The organism is Cetobacterium sp. 2A, assembly GCF_014250685.1.
GTDB lineage: Bacteria > Fusobacteriota > Fusobacteriia > Fusobacteriales > Fusobacteriaceae > Cetobacterium.
The window spans coordinates 328404-349637 of sequence record NZ_JACFAJ010000006.1 but is presented as its reverse complement, the minus strand read 5'-3'; the positions used below and the strand labels follow the sequence as shown (position 1 = coordinate 349637).

The 21234-nt window shown below is 30.1% G+C and carries 27 protein-coding genes; 21 read left to right on the top strand and 6 right to left on the bottom strand.

Annotated features, from left to right (window positions below; all coding sequences use genetic code 11):
• Nucleotides 1–17: 17 nt before the first annotated feature.
• The 10 genes from ispG to H3N56_RS05430 all read left to right on the top strand — a co-directional run bounded on the left by ispG (nucleotide 18) and on the right by H3N56_RS05430 (nucleotide 7375).
• Nucleotides 18–1067, top strand: a complete 1050-nt coding sequence (gene ispG, locus H3N56_RS05475; protein ID WP_185881078.1) for a flavodoxin-dependent (E)-4-hydroxy-3-methylbut-2-enyl-diphosphate synthase — start codon at nucleotides 18–20, stop codon at nucleotides 1065–1067.
• Between the two features lie 72 nt (nucleotides 1068–1139).
• A complete protein-coding gene (locus H3N56_RS05470; protein WP_185880254.1) occupies nucleotides 1140–1592 on the top strand; it encodes an RNA polymerase sigma factor in 453 nt (150 codons plus the stop codon).
• A gap of 1 nt (nucleotide 1593) precedes the next feature.
• Nucleotides 1594–1914 carry a hypothetical protein gene (locus tag H3N56_RS05465; RefSeq protein WP_185880253.1) on the top strand — a complete coding sequence of 107 codons (321 nt, stop codon included), beginning with the start codon at nucleotides 1594–1596 and terminating at the stop codon, nucleotides 1912–1914.
• A 12-nt stretch (nucleotides 1915–1926) separates the two neighbouring features.
• Entirely contained in the window at nucleotides 1927–2328 is a 402-nt protein-coding gene (locus H3N56_RS05460; RefSeq protein WP_185880252.1) for a hypothetical protein, read from the top strand.
• A 126-nt stretch (nucleotides 2329–2454) separates the two neighbouring features.
• A complete protein-coding gene (gene prfA / locus H3N56_RS05455; protein ID WP_185880251.1) occupies nucleotides 2455–3531 on the top strand; it encodes a peptide chain release factor 1 in 1077 nt (358 codons plus the stop codon).
• Nucleotides 3532–3536: 5 nt separating this feature from the next.
• On the top strand, nucleotides 3537–4655 hold the full coding sequence (prmC, locus tag H3N56_RS05450) for a peptide chain release factor N(5)-glutamine methyltransferase (RefSeq protein ID WP_185880250.1): 1119 nt from the start codon (nucleotides 3537–3539) through the stop codon (nucleotides 4653–4655).
• A gap of 2 nt (nucleotides 4656–4657) precedes the next feature.
• Nucleotides 4658–5689, top strand: a complete 1032-nt coding sequence (gene queA / locus H3N56_RS05445) for a tRNA preQ1(34) S-adenosylmethionine ribosyltransferase-isomerase QueA (RefSeq protein ID WP_185880249.1) — start codon at nucleotides 4658–4660, stop codon at nucleotides 5687–5689.
• A gap of 12 nt (nucleotides 5690–5701) precedes the next feature.
• On the top strand, nucleotides 5702–6250 hold the full coding sequence (rsmD, locus tag H3N56_RS05440) for a 16S rRNA (guanine(966)-N(2))-methyltransferase RsmD (protein ID WP_185880248.1): 549 nt from the start codon (nucleotides 5702–5704) through the stop codon (nucleotides 6248–6250).
• 19 nt (nucleotides 6251–6269) lie between these two features.
• A complete protein-coding gene (xseB, locus tag H3N56_RS05435) occupies nucleotides 6270–6488 on the top strand; it encodes an exodeoxyribonuclease VII small subunit (protein ID WP_185880247.1) in 219 nt (72 codons plus the stop codon).
• On the top strand, nucleotides 6485–7375 hold the full coding sequence (locus tag H3N56_RS05430) for a polyprenyl synthetase family protein (protein WP_185880246.1): 891 nt from the start codon (nucleotides 6485–6487) through the stop codon (nucleotides 7373–7375). Before xseB ends, H3N56_RS05430 begins: the two co-directional genes overlap by 4 nt.
• A 38-nt stretch (nucleotides 7376–7413) precedes the next feature.
• Here H3N56_RS05430 and H3N56_RS05425 read toward each other — a convergent pair whose 3' ends face one another.
• From H3N56_RS05425 to pstC, 4 genes are read right to left on the bottom strand one after another with little or no spacing between them, the layout of a single operon-like run.
• Nucleotides 7414–8100, bottom strand: coding sequence for a PhoU domain-containing protein (locus tag H3N56_RS05425; RefSeq protein ID WP_185880245.1), 687 nt, complete (start codon nucleotides 8098–8100; stop codon nucleotides 7414–7416).
• Nucleotides 8101–8119: 19 nt separating this feature from the next.
• A complete protein-coding gene (gene pstB / locus H3N56_RS05420) occupies nucleotides 8120–8887 on the bottom strand; it encodes a phosphate ABC transporter ATP-binding protein PstB (RefSeq protein WP_185880244.1) in 768 nt (255 codons plus the stop codon).
• A 16-nt stretch (nucleotides 8888–8903) separates the two neighbouring features.
• Nucleotides 8904–9743, bottom strand: coding sequence for a phosphate ABC transporter permease PstA (pstA, locus tag H3N56_RS05415; protein ID WP_185880243.1), 840 nt, complete (start codon nucleotides 9741–9743; stop codon nucleotides 8904–8906).
• 11 nt (nucleotides 9744–9754) lie between these two features.
• Nucleotides 9755–10636: a phosphate ABC transporter permease subunit PstC gene (pstC, locus tag H3N56_RS05410; RefSeq protein ID WP_185880242.1), complete on the bottom strand. Its 882-nt coding sequence runs from the start codon at nucleotides 10634–10636 to the stop codon at nucleotides 9755–9757.
• 194 nt (nucleotides 10637–10830) lie between these two features.
• Here pstC and H3N56_RS05405 point away from each other — a divergent pair, with 194 nt between their 5' ends.
• The 11 genes from H3N56_RS05405 (at nucleotide 10831) to H3N56_RS05355 (ending at nucleotide 19811) form a co-directional block, all read left to right on the top strand.
• Complete coding sequence (locus H3N56_RS05405; protein ID WP_185880241.1) at nucleotides 10831–11667, top strand: PstS family phosphate ABC transporter substrate-binding protein; 837 nt, start codon at nucleotides 10831–10833, stop codon at nucleotides 11665–11667.
• A gap of 78 nt (nucleotides 11668–11745) precedes the next feature.
• Complete coding sequence (locus H3N56_RS05400; protein WP_185880240.1) at nucleotides 11746–12429, top strand: response regulator transcription factor; 684 nt, start codon at nucleotides 11746–11748, stop codon at nucleotides 12427–12429.
• A gap of 50 nt (nucleotides 12430–12479) precedes the next feature.
• Nucleotides 12480–14102 carry a cell wall metabolism sensor histidine kinase WalK gene (locus H3N56_RS05395; RefSeq protein WP_221893434.1) on the top strand — a complete coding sequence of 541 codons (1623 nt, stop codon included), beginning with the start codon at nucleotides 12480–12482 and terminating at the stop codon, nucleotides 14100–14102.
• A 49-nt stretch (nucleotides 14103–14151) separates the two neighbouring features.
• Nucleotides 14152–14841, top strand: coding sequence for a hypothetical protein (locus tag H3N56_RS05390; protein WP_185880239.1), 690 nt, complete (start codon nucleotides 14152–14154; stop codon nucleotides 14839–14841).
• Nucleotides 14842–14958: 117 nt separating this feature from the next.
• Nucleotides 14959–15393, top strand: a complete 435-nt coding sequence (gene rplM, locus H3N56_RS05385; RefSeq protein ID WP_185880238.1) for a 50S ribosomal protein L13 — start codon at nucleotides 14959–14961, stop codon at nucleotides 15391–15393.
• A gap of 26 nt (nucleotides 15394–15419) precedes the next feature.
• A complete protein-coding gene (rpsI, locus tag H3N56_RS05380; RefSeq protein WP_221893462.1) occupies nucleotides 15420–15809 on the top strand; it encodes a 30S ribosomal protein S9 in 390 nt (129 codons plus the stop codon).
• A gap of 127 nt (nucleotides 15810–15936) precedes the next feature.
• Nucleotides 15937–16398, top strand: coding sequence for an acyloxyacyl hydrolase (locus tag H3N56_RS05375; protein ID WP_185880236.1), 462 nt, complete (start codon nucleotides 15937–15939; stop codon nucleotides 16396–16398).
• 126 nt (nucleotides 16399–16524) lie between these two features.
• On the top strand, nucleotides 16525–17637 hold the full coding sequence (locus tag H3N56_RS05370) for a hypothetical protein (protein WP_185880235.1): 1113 nt from the start codon (nucleotides 16525–16527) through the stop codon (nucleotides 17635–17637).
• A 56-nt stretch (nucleotides 17638–17693) separates the two neighbouring features.
• Entirely contained in the window at nucleotides 17694–18185 is a 492-nt protein-coding gene (locus tag H3N56_RS05365; protein WP_185880234.1) for a hypothetical protein, read from the top strand.
• A 49-nt stretch (nucleotides 18186–18234) separates the two neighbouring features.
• Nucleotides 18235–19332 carry a hypothetical protein gene (locus H3N56_RS05360; RefSeq protein ID WP_185880233.1) on the top strand — a complete coding sequence of 366 codons (1098 nt, stop codon included), beginning with the start codon at nucleotides 18235–18237 and terminating at the stop codon, nucleotides 19330–19332.
• A gap of 2 nt (nucleotides 19333–19334) precedes the next feature.
• Nucleotides 19335–19811 (top strand): hypothetical protein, encoded by a 477-nt coding sequence (locus tag H3N56_RS05355; protein WP_185880232.1) that lies wholly within the window; start codon nucleotides 19335–19337, stop codon nucleotides 19809–19811.
• 215 nt (nucleotides 19812–20026) lie between these two features.
• Here H3N56_RS05355 and H3N56_RS05350 read toward each other — a convergent pair whose 3' ends face one another.
• A complete protein-coding gene (locus H3N56_RS05350) occupies nucleotides 20027–20605 on the bottom strand; it encodes a YigZ family protein (RefSeq protein ID WP_185880231.1) in 579 nt (192 codons plus the stop codon).
• Nucleotides 20606–20618: 13 nt separating this feature from the next.
• Complete coding sequence (locus H3N56_RS05345) at nucleotides 20619–21233, bottom strand: site-2 protease family protein (RefSeq protein WP_185880230.1); 615 nt, start codon at nucleotides 21231–21233, stop codon at nucleotides 20619–20621.
• Nucleotide 21234: the final 1 nt, after the last annotated feature.

Here is a 21234-nt window from a genome sequence, read left to right as displayed (position 1 = left end):
AGTGGAAAAGTTTGAGCATAAGTAGAGTTGTTAAAGTTGGAAATATTGAACTAGGAGGAGAAAATAGAGTTATCATACAATCGATGACTAATACTCCTACTGATAATGTAGAAAAGACAGTACTTCAAATAAAAGAGTTAGAAGCTGCAGGATGTGAGATGGTAAGAGTTACCGTTAATAGTGAGGCAGCAGCTTTAGCGATATCAGAAATAAAAAAACAAATAAATATTCCATTGGTTGCTGATATTCATTTTGATTATAGACTTGCTCTTAAAGCTATGGAAAATGGAATAGACAAACTTAGAATAAATCCAGGAAATATAGGTGGAGATGACAAGGTAAAAATAGTTGTTGAAATGGCAAAAGAAAAGAATATACCAATAAGAATTGGAGTTAATTCAGGATCAATAGAAAAAGAGATATTAGAAAAATATGGACGTCCAACAGCTGATGCGATGGTTGAAAGTGCTATTTATCATGTAAATCTTTTGGAAAAGTATAACTTTCATAATATAATAATCTCTTTAAAATCAAGTAATGTGAAAATGATGGTTGAAGCATACAGAAAAATTTCGAAAAAGTTTAATTATCCACTACATTTAGGAGTTACTGAGGCGGGAACGGCGTTTCAAGGATCAATAAAATCTGCAATTGGAATTGGGTCTTTACTAGTAGATGGAATTGGAAGTACAATAAGGGTATCTCTAACAGAAAATCCTGTTGAGGAAATAAAAGTGGCAAGAGAAATATTAAAAGTTTTAGGACTTAGGGATGAAGGTGTTGAGATTATATCTTGTCCTACTTGTGGTAGAACAGAAATAGATTTGATTGGATTAACTAAAGAAGTAGAAAAAGAATTTGGTGGATTATCTAATAAAATAAAAATAGCTGTTATGGGCTGTGTGGTAAATGGACCTGGGGAAGCCAAAGAAGCAGATTACGGAGTTGCTGGTGGAAAAGGTGTTGGAGTTTTATTTAAAAAAGGAAAAATCTTCAAAAAGGTGAATGAAGAAGATATAATAGAGGAACTAAAAAAAATGATAAAAGAAGACCTTGATATAAAATAAAAAAATAAAACTTTTTAATAAGTTTTAGAGTCTAATTTATGTTAAGAGTATCTTTTTACTGTGAGGGATTAAATGGACTTTGAGGAAATCTACGACACATATTTTGATAGAGTGTATTATAAAATTCTCAGTGTTGTAAAAAATCCTGAGGATGCCGAAGATATCGCTCAAGAAGTTTTTATCAGTGTATATAAAAATTTGAAGAGCTTTAGAAAGGACAGCAATCTCTACACTTGGATTTATAGGATAGCTATAAATAAAACTTATGACTTCTTTAGGAAAAGAAAATTGAATATGGAGTTAAATGATGAGATATTAAATTTAGAATCTTATACAGATGTTCATGGGCCAATTTTATTAGAAGAAAATCTTAAAAAACTTAGTTTTCAAGAGAGGGAGATAGTGGTACTAAAAGATATTTATGGTTATAAGTTAAGAGAGATAGCAGATATGAAAGATTTGAATCTATCGACGATAAAAACAATATACTACAAGGCGATTAAGGATATGGGAGGTGCAATTTAGTATGACTCCAAAAGAAAGAGTTAGAGCCAATATATACAAAAATTTACTTGAGGAAGAAAAGAAAAAAAATAAGAAAGTATCTATTCTTTCAGTTTCACTTTTTGTAATGGGCATCTTTACAGGAACATCATATGACCTTATTTTTAAAGGACCAGATATTTTACAAAAAAATACAGCTTTCAACAAAGAGGAGAGAGTTGATAAAAAAACTCAAAAATCAATAGAGTGGAATATAGAGCATTTCTTTGAGCAGAGTGATTTTAAAAAAGTTACAGAGGACTTTAGTACAGAAAAACTTTTTGTTTCAGAATTACAAATTTAGTGGAGGAAGTTTATGAGTAAGATATTTACAAGCATATTTTTCTTGATTTTAACATTATCTTCATTTGGAAACGAAGGTTTGGGGATTATAGCAGATGATGATTTTAAAAATGTTGGAGTACCTCAAGAAAATATAAATCAAGTTAAACAGATAATCAGCGAGGCAAGTAGTAAATATAAGCTTTTAATCTTAGATAGAAAGTCTTTAGAGATTGAAGTAAATAAATGTATATTGGATAATCCAAAGAAGAATTTAGATAAGTTAGATGAATTGGCGGATCAGCTAGGAGCTATTGAAGCTTCAATTATTAAGGATAAGTTTAGATATCAAATAGCTGTTCAAGAATATATTTCAACTGAACAATATATAAAGGCAAGAGAAATAGCTCTTAAAAGATTACAAAGTAAAAATTAAAAAGAATAAATGGTATTAGTGGAAAGTCTTCTCTTAGGTCTGTGGGGAAGATTTTTTGATTTTTATATGTAAGTATGATATAATTTATAAGTTAAAGTATAGAAAAAAAAGGGAGTTGGTTTAGTAGTGTACGCTAAATTAGAAGAAGTAATAGTAAAGCATGATGAACTTTTAGAAGCATTAGGTTCACCAGAAGTTTTAGCTGATCCTAAGAAAATGATGGAGCTAAACAAAGCTTTAAATGATATGACAGAAATCGTTGAAAAGTATAGGGAATACAAGAGATACCAAGAAGATTTAGATTTTATAAAAACTAACATAAGAGCAGAAAAAGATCCAGATATGAAAGATATGATGCAAGAAGAAATGAGAGAAATAGAAGATATCTTACCTGAGATTGAAAATCAAATGAAAGTTCTTCTACTTCCAAAAGATCCTAATGATGATAGAAGTGTTATCATAGAGATAAGAGGAGGAGCTGGAGGAGACGAGGCTGCTCTATTTGCTGGAAACTTATTTAGAATGTACTGTAGATATGCTGAGAGAAGAAAATGGAAAATTGACGTTATCGAAAAGCAAGAGATTGGTGTAGGTGGAATGAAAGAGGTTGTATTTACAATCAATGGACAAGGAGCTTACTCAAGACTTAAATTTGAGTCTGGAGTTCACAGAGTTCAAAGAGTTCCTGAGACAGAATCTTCTGGAAGAATCCATACATCAACTGCAACTGTAGCTGTTTTACCAGAAATTGATGAAGTTCAACAAATTGTTAAAATCAATCCATCTGAGTTAAAAATAGATACATATAGAGCTGGAGGAGCTGGAGGTCAGCACGTAAACATGACTGACTCTGCTGTTAGAATAACTCACTTACCAACTGGAGTAGTAGTTCAGTGTCAAGATGAGAGATCACAGTTAAAAAATAGAGAAAAAGCTATGAAACATTTACTTTCTAAACTTTATGAGATGGAATTAGAAACTCAAAGACTTGCTGTTGAAGGAGAAAGAAGACTTCAAGTTGGAACTGGAGATAGATCTGAGAAAATCAGAACTTATAACTATCCTCAAGGAAGAGTAACTGACCACAGAATTAAATATACAGTTCACCAATTAGATGCGTTTATGGATGGAGATTTAGAAGACATGATAGATGCTCTAACAACATTCTCACAAGCAGAAATGTTAACAAGCGCAGGAGAGTAATTTTTATGAAGTTACTTGATATACTTAATTTTTCTGAGGAGTATTTGAAAAAATACTCCTTTTCAAAATCACGTTTAGAAAGTCAAAAGATAGTTGCCCATGTTTTAAAACTAGATAGAATAAGTTTATATGTTTACTCTGACATGGAGCTAAGTTTAGATCAGAAAGAAAAAGTTAAAAATTTTTTAAAAGAGATGGCAAGAAAAAGATTATCTTTTGATGAAATTTTAAAAACTGTTACTCCAGAAGAAAAAGATACTATTAGTTATCAAGATGAAAATAGAGAACTTTTAAATAAGAGTATAGAGTATTTGAAGACCAATGGTGTAAATGACGCTAGACTGGATGCAGAATATATATTTGCACATATTCTAGGAGTAACTAGAGGAACTTTAACACTTAATTTTCATAAGAAAATAAGTGAAGAAGACAGAATAAAAATAAAAGATACATTGATTCAAAGGGCTAAAAATAAAAGACCACTTCAGTATTTAATTGGAGAATGGGAATTTTATGGATACCCATTTAAAGTGGATGAGAGGGTTCTTATTCCAAGACCTGATACAGAGATACTTGTAGAACAATGTAAATTTTTATTACAAGATATGGAAAATCCAAAAGTTCTAGATATTGGAACTGGAAGTGGAGCAATAGCCATAACTTTAGCTAAAGAGGTACCAACTTCAAGTGTATTAGGGCTTGATATAAGTTCGGATGCATTAGAAGTTGCTAAGATAAATAGAGAATTAAATAATGTATCAAACTTAAAATTACAAAAATCAGATATTTTCTCGAGTGTAAAAGATAAAGATTACTCTCTTATCGTTTCTAACCCACCTTATATTCCACAAACAGAATATGAAACATTACAGCCAGAAGTAAGAATACATGAACCAGCAGGAGCACTGACTGATAAAGGCGATGGATATTATTTTTATAAAACAATATCTAAAGAAGCTAAAAACTATTTAAAAGTTGGAGGATATTTAGCTTTTGAAGTTGGATATAACCAAGCTGATAAAGTTCAAGGATTTATGGAAGAAAATGGATTTGTAATAGTTGCTAGAGTTTGTGACTATGGAGGAATAGAAAGAGTAGTTATAGGAAGAAAGAATGGTGAATAATAGTGTCAACAAAATTAAATGATTATGATTATCACTTACCAGATGAGTTAATTGGTCAAAAGCCTAGAGAGCCTAGAGATCATTCTAAACTTATGGTGATAAATAAAGAAACTCAAAAGATAGAAGATAAACATTTTTATGATATTATAGATTATTTAAATCCAGGAGATGTCCTTGTTAGAAATTCAACAAAAGTAATTCCAGCAAGACTCTTTGGACAAAAAGACACAGGTGGAATATTAGAGATTCTTTTAATAAAAAGAATTGATTTAAATACTTGGGAATGTCTTTTAAAACCAGCTAAAAAATTAAAAATAGGACAAAAATTAACTATCGGAGATAACGAAGAGTTAGTTGGAGAACTTATTGAGATAAAAGAGGATGGAAATAGAGTTTTAAAATTCTCTTATGAGGGAGCTTTTGAAGAAGTTTTAGATAAGCTTGGAAAAATGCCACTTCCTCCATATATAGTTGAAGCTCTATCTCAAAAAGAGAGATACCAAACAGTATATGCAATAAAAGGTGAATCAGTTGCAGCTCCTACTGCTGGATTACATTTTACAAAAGAATTATTACAAAGAATAGAGCAAAAAGGAATTCAAGTTGTAGATGTATTTTTAGAGGTTGGGCTTGGGACATTTAGACCTGTTCAAACTGAAGATGTTTTAGATCATAAAATGCATGAGGAAAGATTTGAAATACCTGCTTCAGCAGTGGAAATTATAAATTTAGCAAAAAAAGAAAAAAGAAGAGTGGTAGCAGTTGGAACAACGACTGTAAGGGCTTTAGAGTCAGCGGTAGATGAGAACGGAGAGTTAAAAAACATATCGGATTCTACTTCAATTTTTATCTATCCAGGATATAAATTTAAAGTAGTAGATGCGTTAATAACAAATTTCCATTTACCAAAATCAACTTTATTAATGCTTATTTCAGCTTTTTCTAATCGTGAATTTATGATGGAAGTATATAAAGAAGCAGTACAAAAGGAGTACCATTTCTTTAGTTTTGGAGATGGAATGTTCATTTACTAAGGAAGGTGAAAAATGAGAATAATTGCTGGAGAATCAAAAGGAAAAAGAATAAAAAGTAGAAAAGGTATGGAAACAAGACCAACACTTGATAGTGTTAAAGAATCTTTATTTTCTATAATAGCTCCGTATGTTCCAGAATCAAGATTTTTAGATTTATTTAGTGGAACTGGAAATATAGCCTTAGAAGCTTTAAGTAGAGGATCAAAAAGGGCTGTTATGATAGAACAAGATCCAGAGGCTTTAAAGGTTATAATAGATAATATAAACTCTCTAGGATATGAAGGGAAATCAAGAGCTTATAAGAATGACGTTTTAAGAGCAACTGATATTCTTGGAAGAAAAGGAGAGAAGTTTGACATAATATTTATGGATCCTCCTTACAAGAATGAGATGTGTATAAAAGTTTTAAATTCTATCCAAAAGAATGAACTTCTTGCAGATGGAGGTCTAATTATATGTGAGCATCACGTATTTGAAGATTTACCAGAAGAAATAGATGGATTTAAAAAAGCAGATGAAAGAAAATATGGTAAAAAATGTATGACTTTCTATACTAGATAATTAAAAAACGGGGTGGAGTATGGCAAAGGAAAATTTTGAAGAAAATTTAGTATTGGTTGATGAAGTAATAGAAAAGCTTGAAAATGGAGAGTTATCTCTAGCAGATTCAATAAAAGAATATGAAAAAGCTATGAAACTTTTAAAAAAATCTTCAGATATTTTAAATAAGGCAGAAGGTAAAATAATAAAAGTTACACAAGATGAGAGCGGAGAACTTGACTTGGAGGAGATTGAATGATATTGCTAAAAGATTATTTAAATAGCAAAAGAGAAGCAATCGACTCGGTACTTGAAAAGTTTTTAGATGAGCTGATTGCTCCAAAAGTTATAACTGAAGGAATGAAATATTCAGTTTTAAATGGTGGAAAAAGAATTAGACCTATTTTAGTACTTATGACATTGGAGTTATTAAATAAAGATTCAAGACTTGGACTTGCCACAGGAGCAGCTATCGAGATGATACACTCTTACTCCCTAGTTCATGATGATTTACCGGCTTTAGATAATGATGATTATAGAAGAGGTAAATTAACAACTCATAAAAAATTTGGTGAAGCTGAAGGGATATTGATTGGAGATTCTCTTTTAACAGAAGCTTTTAAAATTATATCTGAAAAGAATGAAAAAATTTCTTTTGAAAAAATTGTGAAGATAATTGCTTTGACCTCTGATTACTCTGGAGCAAGAGGAATGATTGGTGGTCAAATGATAGATATAGAAAGTGAAGGAAAAAAGGTAGATATCGAAATTCTTAGATATATCCATTCCAATAAAACAGGGAAATTAATAAAGTTGCCTGTGGAAGTTGGAGCTATAATTGGAGATGCAAAACCAGAGGAAAAAGAAGCTCTTATTAGATATGCTGAACTAATTGGTTTAGCTTTTCAGATTCAAGACGATATCTTAGATATCGAAGGGGATTTTGAAAAAACAGGAAAGAAAATTGGAAGTGACGTAGCTCTTGAAAAATCTACTTATCCAGCTTTAATTGGACTTGCAAAAAGTAAAGAACTTTTAAATAAAACAACAGTTGAAGCAAAGAAAATTTTAATTGAATGTTTTGGAGGAAAAAGATCTGAAAAATTTATAGAACTTACAGATTATATAGCATGTAGAGAAAGTTAAAAAAGGTCTTTATCACTCAGGTGATAAAGACCTTTTTTTTAATCTTCTGTTCTAGAAATTAATTCCATTTTTCTCATATTTTCACCTTTTAAAATATATATTAAATCTGTCACTAGGTGAACTATGTGATCAGAAAGTCTTTCGAATTTTTTATCTAAAAGAATAAGTAAAGAACCACCGTCTATATTATCTGGAGTTAATTTCATAAGCTCTAAGAATTTAATATCATTATTTTTCATTATTGTATCAATTTCTTCATCTAAGTAAAGTATATCATAAAGAGTAGAAGTATCGTTTTCAATGAATGATTTAACATATAGATCATAAATATCTTTTATTTTCTTTGCAACTGGATAAACCATATTTGTAAGTTCGATAGCAAGAGTTGGAGATTTTTTTTCAATATCTCTAATAATTTTTAGGTTTGCTTTTAATAAATCTCCCATTCTTTCTATAACTCTCACACTGTTTATTATCATAACAAGTTTTCTAAGGTTTTTAGCAGCAGGCTGAAATCTAGCAATAGTTATAATACAATCTTCTTTTATTTTTACTTCAAAAGCATTGATAGAATCTTCCATAATTTTAGACTCTCCGTAAAGAGTTGAGTCAAATTTAGCATTTTCTAACATAGCTAAGTTAGCATCAAAATTTCTACTTAAATATTTTAGCATTTCTATGTAGTGATGATCTAATCCCTTTAAGCTATCTTCTAAATTTCTCATATATTTATCTCTCCTTATTTTATCCAAATTTTCCTGTTATATAATCTTCTGTTTTCTTAACAGATGGAGTTGTAAAGATTTTTTCTGTTTTGTCAAACTCTTCTAAAACTCCTTGGTAGAAGAAACCAGTGTAATCTGATATTCTAGATGCTTGTTGCATATTATGAGTTACTATAACTATACTATATTTTTCTTCTAATTCTCTAATTAATTCTTCTATTTTTCCAGTAGAGATTGGATCAAGTGCAGAAGTTGGTTCATCCATTAAAAGAATTTCAGGATTTATTGAAATTGCTCTAGCTATACATAATCTTTGTTGTTGACCACCGGAAATACCAAGAGCTGATTGGTGAAGCTTATCTTTAACTTCGTCCCAAAGAGCTACCGACTTTAGAGAGTTTTCAACTATTTCATCCAATCTATCTTTGTTTTTCTCACCATGAAGTTTAGGAGCATAAACTAAATTTTCATAAATGGTTTTAGGAAATGGATTTGGCTTTTGAAAAACCATTCCAACTTTTTTTCTTAGCTCTACTATATCAAATTTTTTATCGAATATATTAAGGCCATCCAGTAGGATTTCACCATCATATTTTATATCTGTAATAAGATCATTCATTCTATTTATAGAACGAAGAAATGTAGATTTTCCACATCCAGAAGGACCAATAAGTGCAGTAACTTTGTTACTCTTTATATCCATATTTATATTTTTTAAAGCTTTAAATTGTCCATAATAAAAATCGAAATTTTTAACTGAAATTCTTATATCATCTATTTTATTCATAAAATTTTCCTCCAAATTATTTATCGAATCTGCTTCTTATAAAAGCACCTATTAAGTTAAAACCTACAGTTATAAAAACTAAAACAAATAACGTACCGTACATATTATTAGGCGGCATATTTGGAACTTGTGTAGAAATTACATATAGGTGGTAAGGTAACGCCATAGCTTGGTCAAAGATTGATTCTGGTAAAAATGGTAGATAGAAAGCTGCTGCTGTAAATAATATCGGTGCAGTTTCTCCCGCTGCTCTAGAAATACTTAAAATAATTCCAGTAATAATTCCAGAAGATGCAGCTGGTAAAACCACTTTAGCCGTTGTTTCCCACTTAGTAGCACCAAGTGCTAGTGAAGCTTCCCTTAAACTGTTTGGAACAGCTAGGAGAGATTCTCTTGTAGCTGTTATAATAACTGGCAGACACATAATACCAAGAGTTAAAGACCCTGACAAGATAGACACACCAAATTTAAAGAAAATAACAAAGGTAGCCATTCCGAATAACCCATAAATGATACTAGGAATTCCAGCCAAATTAATTATTGTAAGATTTATAATTCTAGTTATTATATTATCTTTAGCATATTCAATTAAATAAACACCAGTTAAAATACCAAAAGGAACTGAAACTAAAATTGTTCCGATTGTTAAATAAATTGTTCCAACTATTGCTGGGAAAATTCCACCAGCTCTCATACCTTTTCTAGGAATTTCTGTTAAAAACTCCCAACTAATTGCAGGAACTCCTTTAATTATTATGTAACCCATAATTATAAAAACAGGAAGAATCGCAAGAAGTCCTACAAATTTTATTAAAATTTCAATAAATTTTCCACTATTTCCTTTTAAAATGCTCAATTGTATTCCTCCTATTTCCCCATTAATTTTCTTGATTTACGTATATATTTATCAGCGATACTATTTGTTAAGAAACTTATAGTGAAAAGAACAAGTCCGATAGCAAATAGAGCATGATAATGAACACTTCCCTGAACTACTTCTCCCATCTCGGCGGCTATTGTAGCAGTTAAAGTTCTAACTGGAGATAGTGGGGATGTAGCCATTATTGGGGCGTTACCTGTAATCATAAGAACTGCCATTGTCTCTCCAATAATTCTTCCAAACCCTAGCATAATTCCAGCAAAGATACCTGGAAATGCAGCCGGTAAAAGAATCTTAAAAATAGTTTCTAGTTTATTTGCTCCAAGAGCTAAAGAGGCTTCTTTATATGAATGATCAAGAGCTTTTAGTGCGTCATCTGATAAACTAACAATTGTTGGAATAGCCATAAAAGAAAGCATTATTCCACCAGTTAAGGCATTTAGTCCACTTTGTAGATTAAAAAGCTCTTTTATTGGACCAGAAAGTGCATAAAGTCCAATGAAACCTAAAACAACAGATGGCAGAGCAGACATAGTTTCTATTAAAATTTTAAAATAATTTCTAGTTTTTTTACTTGCATATTCTGAAAGATATAGTGCTGAAAATACACCAATTGGAACAGATATAACAAGAGCAACAGCTGTAACCCAAAATGAACCAACAAGTAGAGGTAAAATCCCATATTTATCTGATAGTGAAATCCATTGAGTTCCAAAGAAAAATTTGCTCATTGGATACTCTTCAAAAAACTTAATACTGTTTAGAAAAATAAAGATAAAAATTAAAAGAACGATTACTATATTAAAAATTCCAATAACGGAATGGAAAATTCTCATTAAAGTATCTTTCAATTTCCGAAGAAATAACATATGTACCTCCTAAAAAAAATTTTACTACTATTTACAGTAGTATATTATAAGTTGTATGTTAAAAGTAGATTAATTCCTTGTTAAAAACGTGTAAAAAAAATTTTACATATTTTTTACATTGGATTAATATTGTTTTAACAGTCTTTATTTATAATGGTTTCAAGAGTTAAATATAAAAATTAGGAGGAGTAATAATGACGAAGAAAATTTTAATGGCAGCATTATTAGTTTTGGGTGGGATTGGATTATCAAAGGATACTCTAGCATCAAAAGTTGTACAGATAAAAGGTTCGGATACGATAGTTAATGCCTCGCAAGTTATAGCAGAAGAATATATGGGAAAAACTAAAGGTGCAAGAATTGCAGTTACAGGTGGAGGGTCTGGAGTAGGAATTTCATCTCTAATAAATGGAACAGCAGATATTGGAATGGCATCAAGAGATATAAAAGCTTCTGAAAAAGAAGCGGCAACAGCAAAAGGATTGAAACTAGAAGAAGTAGTTATTGGATTTGATGGAATCACAGTTATATCTAATCCAAATAATCCAGTTAAGAATTTAAGTTCAAAAGATTTAGGAAGAATATTTAGAGGAGAGGCGAAAAATTGGAAAGAATTTGGAGGGAATGACGCAGAGATTGTAATTCTTTCAAGAGATTCATCTTCGGGAACTCATGAATTCTTTAAAGAACATGTAGTGAGAGAAGGGAATAGTAAAGGGACACAAGAATACGCAGAGAAAACTCTTTATATGCCTTCGAATGAATCTATAAAGCAAGAGATAAGAGCAAACAAAAATGCTATAGGTTATATAGGAATGGGATATATGGATGATACTGTTAATGGAATAACTGTTGATGAAATTTCACCATCATTAGAGAATGTATCAGAAAAAAAATACCCGATAGCAAGAGCTATTTATTGGTATGTGGGAGATATGAATAATCCCGATATAAAAGGAATAGTGGATTATGCAGTCTCACCTGAAGGACAAAAGATAATCAAGGAAGAAGGATTTGTTCCTGTAAAATAATAAACTGTAAAAGAAGCCACTAATTTCTGTATGTTAGTGGCTTTTATGTTATAATTAAAAAAAACTCTGGAGGAAAAAATGAAAGTTTTAATAGTAGAAGATGATGTTGAAATAAATACTCTTATAGCCTATTATTTTAAAAAAGAAGGGTATGAAGTTTCAGTAGCTATTGATGGATTAGAAGGATTGAAATTTTTGAAAAGAGATAATTATGACCTTGTAATATTGGATTTAATGCTTCCAAATTTAGATGGTAAAAATTTTACAAAACTTGTAAAAGATATGCCAGAAGATTATGGGAACCCATATATTATAATGTTGACTGCTAAGACTGAGATAGAAGATGTACTGGAAGGGCTTGCACTTGGTGCAGATGATTATATGAAAAAACCATTTGATCCTAGAGAGCTAATTCTAAGAGGTAAAAAATTACTAGAGAAAAATAAAAGTAATCAAAGGGATAATGAAAAGAATAGATTTAAGACTTTAACTATAAATGAAGATAGACATGAGGTTATAAATGAAGGCTCTATAGTAGAATTGTCAAAAAAAGAATACGATCTTTTACTTTTACTTGTTAAAAATGTAAATTTAGTTGTAACTAGAGAGAAAATTTTAGATAAGGTATGGGGAAGTAATTATTACACTGGAGATAGAACAGTGGATGTCTATATATCAAAGATAAGAGAAAAAATCCCGTTTTTATCAGATAGTATAAAAACAGTAAAAGGAGTTGGATACAGATTAGAAGAAAAGAGATAATCACAATATTTTTTATAATCATATTTGAAATACTTTTTGTAGGTTTAAATATGAAAAACTTATCATATTTATATAAAGATCAGGCTAAACAAATTTTAAAAGAAGATGCACTTTTAGTAGAGCAAATTGCTAGAAATTATCCGATAGACGATTATCAAAAAGTTTTCAAAGATTCAAAAACAAGATTTAACATAATTAGAACAGACGGAAAAGTTTTGTATGATTCTAAAAAATATTTAGATGAAGGAAGTATGGAGAATCACTCGGAAAGAGAAGAAATTAAAGAAACCATGGAGACTGGAGCTGGATTTGCAGTAAGAGATAGTGCCACATTAGGAAGTGTGATGGCGTATTACTCAAAGATTTTTAAAGCTAAGGATGGAGAAGAATTTATAGTAAGAGTTTCTAAAAGTTATTCAAAAAGTCTTTCAGATTTAAGAGAAGTACTTTTATATCAACTTGGATTTTTTATTTTATTAAATCTAATAATTCATTTATTTTATAAAAATTACTTAAAAAGAGATATGTATAGAAAAATAGAAACAATTGAAAAGTTTTTAGAAAGTGGAGAGAGTGACAAAGGATTTTATTTAGGCGGAGACCAATGGCTCTTAAGATTTTGGAGTGTTGTAAAAGAGTGGCAAAAGGAAAACATAAAAAATATAAAGAAATTGGGAATTGAAAAAAGAATACTTAACCAAGTTATATCTTCAGTAGATATTTCTATTATTCTTATGGATAAAAAATTAAATTTTATATTGAAAAATGAAAGACTTGAATATCTCTTTGAAAATACAAAGAAAAACTATATTGAGGGGATTAAACATATTGAAATTATAAAGCTTATAAAAACAGCAATAGAAAGCGGAAAAGATTTAAAGGAGGATATATATATTCCAAGTTTGAATAAGCATTTTTTTGTTAACATAAAAAAATTAGAAGAGAACGAACAGTACCTTTTAACTATAAAAGATACAACTGGAAATAAGGAACTACTAGATATTCAAAGAAAGTTTATAAGTAATATCAGTCATGAATTAAAAACACCTCTCACTAATATAAAGGGTTATACAATAGCTTTAGAGGATGCACCAGAAAGTCTTAGAGCTAATTTTTCAAAAACAATAATGAATAACATAGAGAAATTAGAAAATATAATTGGAGATTTTTTAAATATTTCAAAAATAGAAAGTTCAAATATAGTAAATCTAAATTTAGTACATATTGATAAAATACAAAAAAATATTTCGGAGAGTTTATCTGGAATTGTTAAAAAAAAGAATGCTTTAATAGAATATAAAATAAATGTTTTAGATCCAAATGGGTATATGAATATAGATCTTGAAAAATTTACAACAATTTTAAAAAATTTAATTGAAAATGCAATTATATATAATAAATCTTTGGTGCCTCGCATTGAAGTCACTATCTATGAGATAGTTGGGAAATATAAAGTAGTGGTAAAAGACAATGGAATAGGAATAGCTTCTCCAGATTTAGAAAAAATATTTGAAAGATTTTATAGAGTTGATAAGGCAAGAACTAGTAATATAGCTGGAACAGGACTTGGACTAGCTATAGTTAATGAACTTGTTAAAAAGTGTGGTGGCAAGGTCTCAGTAACCTCTAAAGAGGGAGAGGGGACTAGTTTTGTATTTACATTGCTAAAATAATACGTTATAATACGACCAACAAAATGCTGAAAAGTTATAAGGGGGAAGTATGCCAAATTTAAGAAATGTAATAGTAGCACACAAAGCACAAATTAATTCTCAAGTTGGGGGAGCAGTCGATATATACGGGGCTTTCGATAACTTAATTCAACCAATGTTTCCATTTCCAATGATGAATCTTTCAATAGTTTTAACTTTTGAAGGTATAACAGAGCCAACTACTTTTGAAGTTAGACTAAATGGTCCAGAAGATGATTTAATAACTAAAGGAGAATTTCAGCCTATGGTAGATCCATTTGGTGTTGGAAAAAAAATAATTGATATAGAAAAATTCCTTATAAAAGATAGAGGAAGATATACTATAGATATATTTGAGAAAAAAGGTGACGAAATTAAATTTATTAAAACAGAAACTCTTTTCATAGCTGACTATCCTCCGCAAAGAAGAATTTCGGAAGATATGATTGAAGAAATATTAAAAAATGACGAAGTAATTAAAAGTGTAAAAACAGAATTTAGACCTTTTGGGGCAGAAAATTCTATAAAATTACAACATAATGTTTCAAAAGATATGCCAATAGAAGAAGGATATATCGCAATACCTGAAACAGATAGAATAGAAATAGACGGACAAGTTTACATAGCGACAGGAGTTAGAAGACAGATAGAATGGATGTTTGGAAATCCTATTCCTAAAACTGAGCAAACTGAAGAGGTAAAAGAAGAAGTTAATAAATAATTATATTGACATAAAACCGAAAATTATATATAATTATTAGGTATAATAATCCTTTCCCACAAGGACAACCGTTGCGTTATATTATAAAAAATATAACCATTTTCGAGGAGGAAAAACGTGAAAAAATACACTGCAATGCAAAGAAACGAAGACGTTGTAAGAAACTGGAACCACTACGACGCAGAAGGTAAAATATTAGGTAGATTAGCTGCTGAAATAGCTAAAAGATTAATGGGTAAAGATAAAGTATCTTATACTCCACATATTGACGGAGGAGACTTCGTAATAGTTACAAACATCGAGAAAGTAGCAGTAACTGGTAAGAAATTAACTGACAAGATTTACTACAACCATTCAGGATTCCCTGGAGGATTAAGAGAAAGAAGATTAGAAGAAATTCTAGCTAAGAATCCTAAAGAAGCTCTTATGCTTGCTGTTAAGAGAATGCTTCCAAAGAATAAGTTAGGAAGTGAGCAATTAACAAGATTAAGAATATTTGTTGGCGCTGAGCATGCTCATACAGCACAAAAACCAACAACTATAGAATTATAATTTAGGAGGGATTGAAAGTGGCAGAAATGATTCAATATAGAGGAACTGGAAGAAGAAAAACTTCAGTAGCAAGAGTAAGACTTATCCCTGGTGGAAAAGGTATTGAAATAAATGGAAAGACTATGGCTGAGTATTTTGGTGGAAGAGAACTTCTTTCTAAAATAGTTGAGCAACCTTTAGCTTTAACTGAAACTTTAGATAAGTTTGAGCTTAAAGTTACAGTACATGGTGGAGGAAATGCAGGACAAGCTGGAGCTATCAGACATGGTGTTGCAAGAGCTTTACTTCTTTCAGATGAGACTTTAAAGAAAGCTTTAAGAGAAGCTGGATTCTTAACAAGAGACTCAAGAATGGTAGAAAGAAAGAAATACGGAAAAAGAAAAGCAAGAAGATCTCCTCAATTCTCAAAGAGATAATTATTGCATTTGGAAAGACAAGTATATTTTATACTTGTCTTTTTTTTATTTTTTGGAATATCGTAAAGGAAGGAAGTAGTAAGATTAGAATAGTTTTTAATAGGAAATTATTCTAGGAGGAGATTTTATGAGGAAATTTTTTTTAATTATATTTTATATATTTTTTATTAAAATGACATTTTCATCATACGATTTAGGGATTCTCAGTAGTGATTTTAGAAATTCAAAACATCCTATAGGAATAACACTAGGGTGGGAACAAGAAAATAAAGATTATCCATGGTTGGGGAGTTTGAATTATATGAGTTCCTACAATTTAAAAGGCGAAAAGTTAGATAATCATGGTTCAATTTTGTTCGGTAAAAGGATTTTAAAATTACCTTTATATTCAAAATTAAACATTTTTTTTAATTTTGGAGGAGCAGTTTTTACAAAAATAAGTAGAGCGAACTCCTCACATATAACATTTTTTGAAGAAATTGGCTTCAACTATTCAAAATATAAATTATTTTACCGTCATACATCTAATGCTGGAATAAAAGGAAGCAATTTAGGGGAAAATAGTATTGTTTTTTCAGTAATTTTTTAAAAAGATACAAAAAATCTAAAAAAAGTTATTTACAAAGCCTCCAAAATGTTGTATAAATTTATTATTGGGAGAAATAAATAGAATTTCAGATTAAATGAAATACAAAATGAACTGGAGGGAAACAGTATGAAAAAGTTAGCACTTTTAGTAGGATCTCTTATGATGGTTGGAGCAGTAGCTCAAGCTAAAGAGGTTGTAGCAGCACCAGTAGTTATTGAAGAATCAAAGGAAGTTATTGTAGCTCCTATCGTAATAGTAGAGGAAGCTCCTGTTTTTAGACCAAATGGTTGGTTAAAATTCGAAACAAAATATTATGGGGAAACTGATAGAAAAGACGTAGCTGAATACGGAAGAGTACATACAGAAGGATTAGTAAACTTTACTGAGCAAGATACATTTGAGTTCAGAGTAAGAAACTATGTAGGACTAGAGTCATTCGCAAAACAACTTGACCCAAATCAAGTTGTAGGATCTGACTACACTGGAACTAGACTTAGATACTACCGTAACCACGGAACTATCGGAGATACAAAAGTAGGATTCAAATCAAGAATTCAATATGAAAACAGTGATGGAAGAGGAAGAGCAACAATAGTTTCTCCTGAGTCACCATTTACATACGGAGCTGGAAAAAATAATCAATCAGTTGAATATAGAGCTAAGTTAGATGTAACTGAATACGTTAAATTTGATACATCTCTAGTTTCACTATACAGATTAAGCGTAGAGCCTAGATATGAGTATACTTGGTTACAAAATAACTCAGCATACGACAATCAATTTGGAGCACAATTCTTAGCTGGATTCGAATTACCATTAGGTCTTGATCTTAACTTAGAGATAGATGCTTACCAAAACTGGTTAGGAAATGGAAAGTTAGCTACAAACAAGAAAACTGGAGAGAAAGAAGACAAATACTTCCAAATAGACGTTCTTGCTGAACTTACTAGAGGATTTGGATTATATCAAAACGGTGCTTTCTCAACAAACCTTAACTTCATGGTTGCAGTAGATACTTGGACTTGGAAGAGTAAAGAAGTTATTTACAACGATGATCAAGTTCAATACTCAGCATTCTTCGAAGCTGATTTAAAGAACAACTACAAGTACTCAGATACTTTAAACTTATTCGCAGGAGTAATTGCAAGATACGAGAACTTTACTTATACAAACGAGTCAACTGCTAAAGACTGGTCTTGGCAGCCACAAGTTTACGCTGGATTTAAAACAACATTCTAATATAAAAAAGAAGTGCCTGAAATTCAGGCACTTTTATTATTTTTCTGGAGGATAAAATGAAAAAATTAATAATTACGTTACTATTACTATCTATAAATCTTATGGCATCTATTGATAAAAATGTAGAAAATAAAATAGAATCTGATGCAAGAACAATTTATCAAAAATCGAGAGATCAAAAAGATTATATACAGGAGCAAACAGAAGCATATAAAAATATTTTACAAAAGTTAAACAATTCTAAACTTTCTGATAAAGATCAAAAGGAAATTATATATAGACTTTCAAAAATGTATGGTGGGAATTATGTAAAACAAAATTCGGTAGTTCAAGATGAGATTTTTAGTTACAATAAAGTTGAACAGAAATCAAGTGAAATATTTTCTAAACTAGATAGTGAAAATGTTCCGTTAGAACTTTTAAATGGTTTTAAACTACAAGCTAAAAAACTATATCCAGATAACTCTTTAAATCAGAAAAAATATATTGATGGTTCAATTGAGAACTATAGCTTGATTATAAAATATTTAAAGGAAAACAAAAAATAAGTCGTATATAATACTCCGTTGGAATTTTTAAAATCGGAGGGGAAATATTATGAAAAAGTTAGCACTTTTAATTGGGTCACTTATGGTGATTGGAACAGCAGTTCAAGCAAAGGAAACTATTGTGACTCCTATAATTATCGAGGAGATACCTACTTTTAGACCAAGTGGAACTTTCATGCAAGAGTTAGAGTACTTTGGAAATGGAGAAGGGCAAACAAATTCAGATTCAGTAAGATTTAGAGCAGCCGAAGGATTTATACAGATGACAGAGAGATTGTCTGGGGATTTCAGATTAAGATATAACTTTAATGTTCATGATAATAATGAAACAGGATCAGATGGATCAGATTTTAGAACTAGATGGTACTATGATGCGGGTTACTTAGGAGATACTAAAGTTAATCTAACTCATAGAATAAGATTTGAAAAAACAACAAAATTTCTGGCGGGAGATGCAGTTGATCCTGAGCAGGATAACCTGTTAGCAAGTAATGGAATAGGTCTTGATTTACTTCTTTCGTATCAACCAAGATTTAATTTTAAAGAATATTTCACAGAAACTGAATATGTAAAAGTTACTAATTTTACATTAGCACCTTTCTATGGATACCAGTGGGAAAATAAGAATACTTCAAATTCAGCTAATTTATTTGGGGTAGATTTATATACAAATTATAACTTTCCAGCAGATTTCACATTTGAACTTAATTTCTATGCTTTCAATACTTGGCAAAATGCTAATATTGCAGACTCCGCAACGTCGACAACTGATAAAACTTTTACAATAGCGATGGAAGCTCTTCTTTATTATAACCATGAAATATATAGATTTAATGAAGATACAAAGCTTAGTCTTGCGTTTGAAGGAGGATATGACCCTTATATCTGGAAGAATAAAGATATATTTAGAACAAGAGGAAATACAAATCTTGAAGGTGCAGAAAGATTAAGAAGTAGAGGATTTAGTGATTATCAATACTATCTAAAAGCTATCCCTGAATTGAGAATAGATTATCAAGCAACTGAGTCATTTAATACTTATTTAAGAGTTAAAGGTGTCTATGCAAATAGATATACAACTGGTTCTGATGCTCAAGAGTGGAGATGGAATCCAGAGGTTGTAATTGGTTGGGAGACTAAGTTTTAATTATGATAAAAAAAATTTTATGTCTCATGATTGTAATAGGAAATATATCACATTCTCAAATAAGTGAAAAAGCTATGGATAAACTAAGAGATAGAGCGCAAAGACAGTATGATTCGTATTCGAGTCAACAAAATTATATAGAATCAGAAATTAAAGCATATAATAAATTAGAAAAATTGGGGGAAGAACTTTCGCCAGAAGAGTATGATTACTTTTTAAAAAGGGTAGAAAGCATGTATCCGTATAATTATTCTATGCAGTTAAAGAAAATGAGAGAAGAGATTAAATTTAGTAAAGAACTACAAAATAGAGTAGTAGTAAAAGTTGATAAGTTAGCAGTTCCTAAAGAGATAGTGGAAAGATTTAAAGCTGAGGGGGAAAGACTTTACCCTAAAAATACTGCGGAACAAAAGAGATATTTTGATAGTTCTATAGAAAATTATAAATTTATTATAAACTTTTTAAAAAAAAATAAATAATTTTAAAACTTTTTTGGGAGAGTTGTCGTCTTATTATGTAAAGATGCTAAAAAAAATTCATAAATTTCTCTCCCAAGAGTTAGGAGAAGGCTGGCCGCTAACCTGGCCTTCTCCGAGAATTTAAAAAAAGTGTGCTAATAAAATTTTTCATAAATTTCTCTCCCAAGAAATAGAAGTAGCCGGCTAACAAGTCGGCTACTTTGATTTTTTGAAAATTAGATTTCAATAATTATAATATCTTTCATTTCTTCTAGAAGTGAAAGAGTAGGGTTTGAAATTGTAACTCTATATGTAACTCTTTCATTATACTCTTTATCTAAAACTAATTCTTTTTTTGATTCTAATAAACTGTCAATCTCTCCGATTTTTTCATATGAAAAATCTAAAAGATAATTTTTCTTTTCAATATATTCGATTACATTTCCTTCAAGAACAGCTAATTTAGCTGTTTTAGCATAATTTCTAACTAATCCGCCAGCTCCAAGTTTAATTCCACCGTAATATCTAGTAGCAACAACAACAATGTTATGAACGTCCATGTATGTCAAAATCTCTCCCATAGGCTTTCCAGCCGTTCCGCTTGGTTCACCGTCATCATCGGCTTTAAAATACTCTTGACCACTGTCTATGACTCTATAAACGCTGCAATTGTGACTTGCATCTGCATGTTTCATTTTAATCATATCTATAAATTCTTCTGCTTCATATTTTGTTGTAATTGGTTTTGCATATCCTATGAATTTTGATTTTTTTTCTTCAAATTCAATTACAACATTTTTTTCTATTGTATTCATAAAAATATCCTTTCTACATTACTATATAATAATTTAATAAATTTAAAATTGTATCGATGATAGGACTAATAATTTTTCCTAAAATTCCAAAATATGCCAATATTATAATTAGAATCATTCCGTAGTTATCGTAACGAAATATAAATTCTCTATTTTTATTGCTTAAAAAGCTACTAACAGCTCTTGAACCATCTAGTGGAGGAATTGGTAGTAAATTAAATATTGCTAGTGTTAAATTGATTATGATTGTATAAGAGATTATTGTAGCAGTAAAAGCATCTAAAGAACTTCTGAAATATCTAAATAAAATAGTAGCGACTATAACAAGTATAAAATTTCCAGTAACACCAGCTATGGATACTAAAAATTCTCCTATTCTTCCATTTTTAAGATTATAATAATTTATAGGGACTGGTTTTGCCCAACCTATTATAAAAGATGATCCTGATAGAATCATAAATATTGGAAATAGAGTTCCAGCAATATCTAAATGTTTAATCGGATTTAGAGATAGTCTTCCATATTTTTTTGCAGTGGTATCACCACAAAAATAAGCCATGTAACCATGTGCAATTTCATGAAAAACTAATGAAAAAATTAGAATTATTATTTTAGAAATTAAAAGCATA

Bases quoted from the DNA above. Each gene is read 5' to 3' on its own strand.
- H3N56_RS05470 (WP_185880254.1), top strand. From the start codon at position 1,140: ATGGACTTTGAGGAAATCTACGACACATATTTTGATAGAGTGTATTAT.
- H3N56_RS05465 (WP_185880253.1), top strand. From the start codon at position 1,594: ATGACTCCAAAAGAAAGAGTTAGAGCCAATATATACAAAAATTTACTT.
- H3N56_RS05460 (WP_185880252.1), top strand. From the start codon at position 1,927: ATGAGTAAGATATTTACAAGCATATTTTTCTTGATTTTAACATTATCT.
- prmC (WP_185880250.1), top strand. From the start codon at position 3,537: ATGAAGTTACTTGATATACTTAATTTTTCTGAGGAGTATTTGAAAAAA.
- rsmD (WP_185880248.1), top strand. From the start codon at position 5,702: ATGAGAATAATTGCTGGAGAATCAAAAGGAAAAAGAATAAAAAGTAGA.
- xseB (WP_185880247.1), top strand. From the start codon at position 6,270: ATGGCAAAGGAAAATTTTGAAGAAAATTTAGTATTGGTTGATGAAGTA.
- H3N56_RS05430 (WP_185880246.1), top strand. From the start codon at position 6,485: ATGATATTGCTAAAAGATTATTTAAATAGCAAAAGAGAAGCAATCGAC.
- H3N56_RS05425 (WP_185880245.1), bottom strand. From the start codon at position 8,100: ATGAGAAATTTAGAAGATAGCTTAAAGGGATTAGATCATCACTACATA.
- pstB (WP_185880244.1), bottom strand. From the start codon at position 8,887: ATGAATAAAATAGATGATATAAGAATTTCAGTTAAAAATTTCGATTTT.
- pstC (WP_185880242.1), bottom strand. From the start codon at position 10,636: ATGTTATTTCTTCGGAAATTGAAAGATACTTTAATGAGAATTTTCCAT.
- H3N56_RS05405 (WP_185880241.1), top strand. From the start codon at position 10,831: ATGACGAAGAAAATTTTAATGGCAGCATTATTAGTTTTGGGTGGGATT.
- H3N56_RS05400 (WP_185880240.1), top strand. From the start codon at position 11,746: ATGAAAGTTTTAATAGTAGAAGATGATGTTGAAATAAATACTCTTATA.
- H3N56_RS05395 (WP_221893434.1), top strand. From the start codon at position 12,480: ATGAAAAACTTATCATATTTATATAAAGATCAGGCTAAACAAATTTTA.
- H3N56_RS05390 (WP_185880239.1), top strand. From the start codon at position 14,152: ATGCCAAATTTAAGAAATGTAATAGTAGCACACAAAGCACAAATTAAT.
- rpsI (WP_221893462.1), top strand. From the start codon at position 15,420: ATGATTCAATATAGAGGAACTGGAAGAAGAAAAACTTCAGTAGCAAGA.
- H3N56_RS05375 (WP_185880236.1), top strand. From the start codon at position 15,937: ATGAGGAAATTTTTTTTAATTATATTTTATATATTTTTTATTAAAATG.
- H3N56_RS05370 (WP_185880235.1), top strand. From the start codon at position 16,525: ATGAAAAAGTTAGCACTTTTAGTAGGATCTCTTATGATGGTTGGAGCA.
- H3N56_RS05365 (WP_185880234.1), top strand. From the start codon at position 17,694: ATGAAAAAATTAATAATTACGTTACTATTACTATCTATAAATCTTATG.
- H3N56_RS05360 (WP_185880233.1), top strand. From the start codon at position 18,235: ATGAAAAAGTTAGCACTTTTAATTGGGTCACTTATGGTGATTGGAACA.
- H3N56_RS05355 (WP_185880232.1), top strand. From the start codon at position 19,335: ATGATAAAAAAAATTTTATGTCTCATGATTGTAATAGGAAATATATCA.
- H3N56_RS05350 (WP_185880231.1), bottom strand. From the start codon at position 20,605: ATGAATACAATAGAAAAAAATGTTGTAATTGAATTTGAAGAAAAAAAA.
- H3N56_RS05345 (WP_185880230.1), bottom strand. From the start codon at position 21,233: ATGCTTTTAATTTCTAAAATAATAATTCTAATTTTTTCATTAGTTTTT.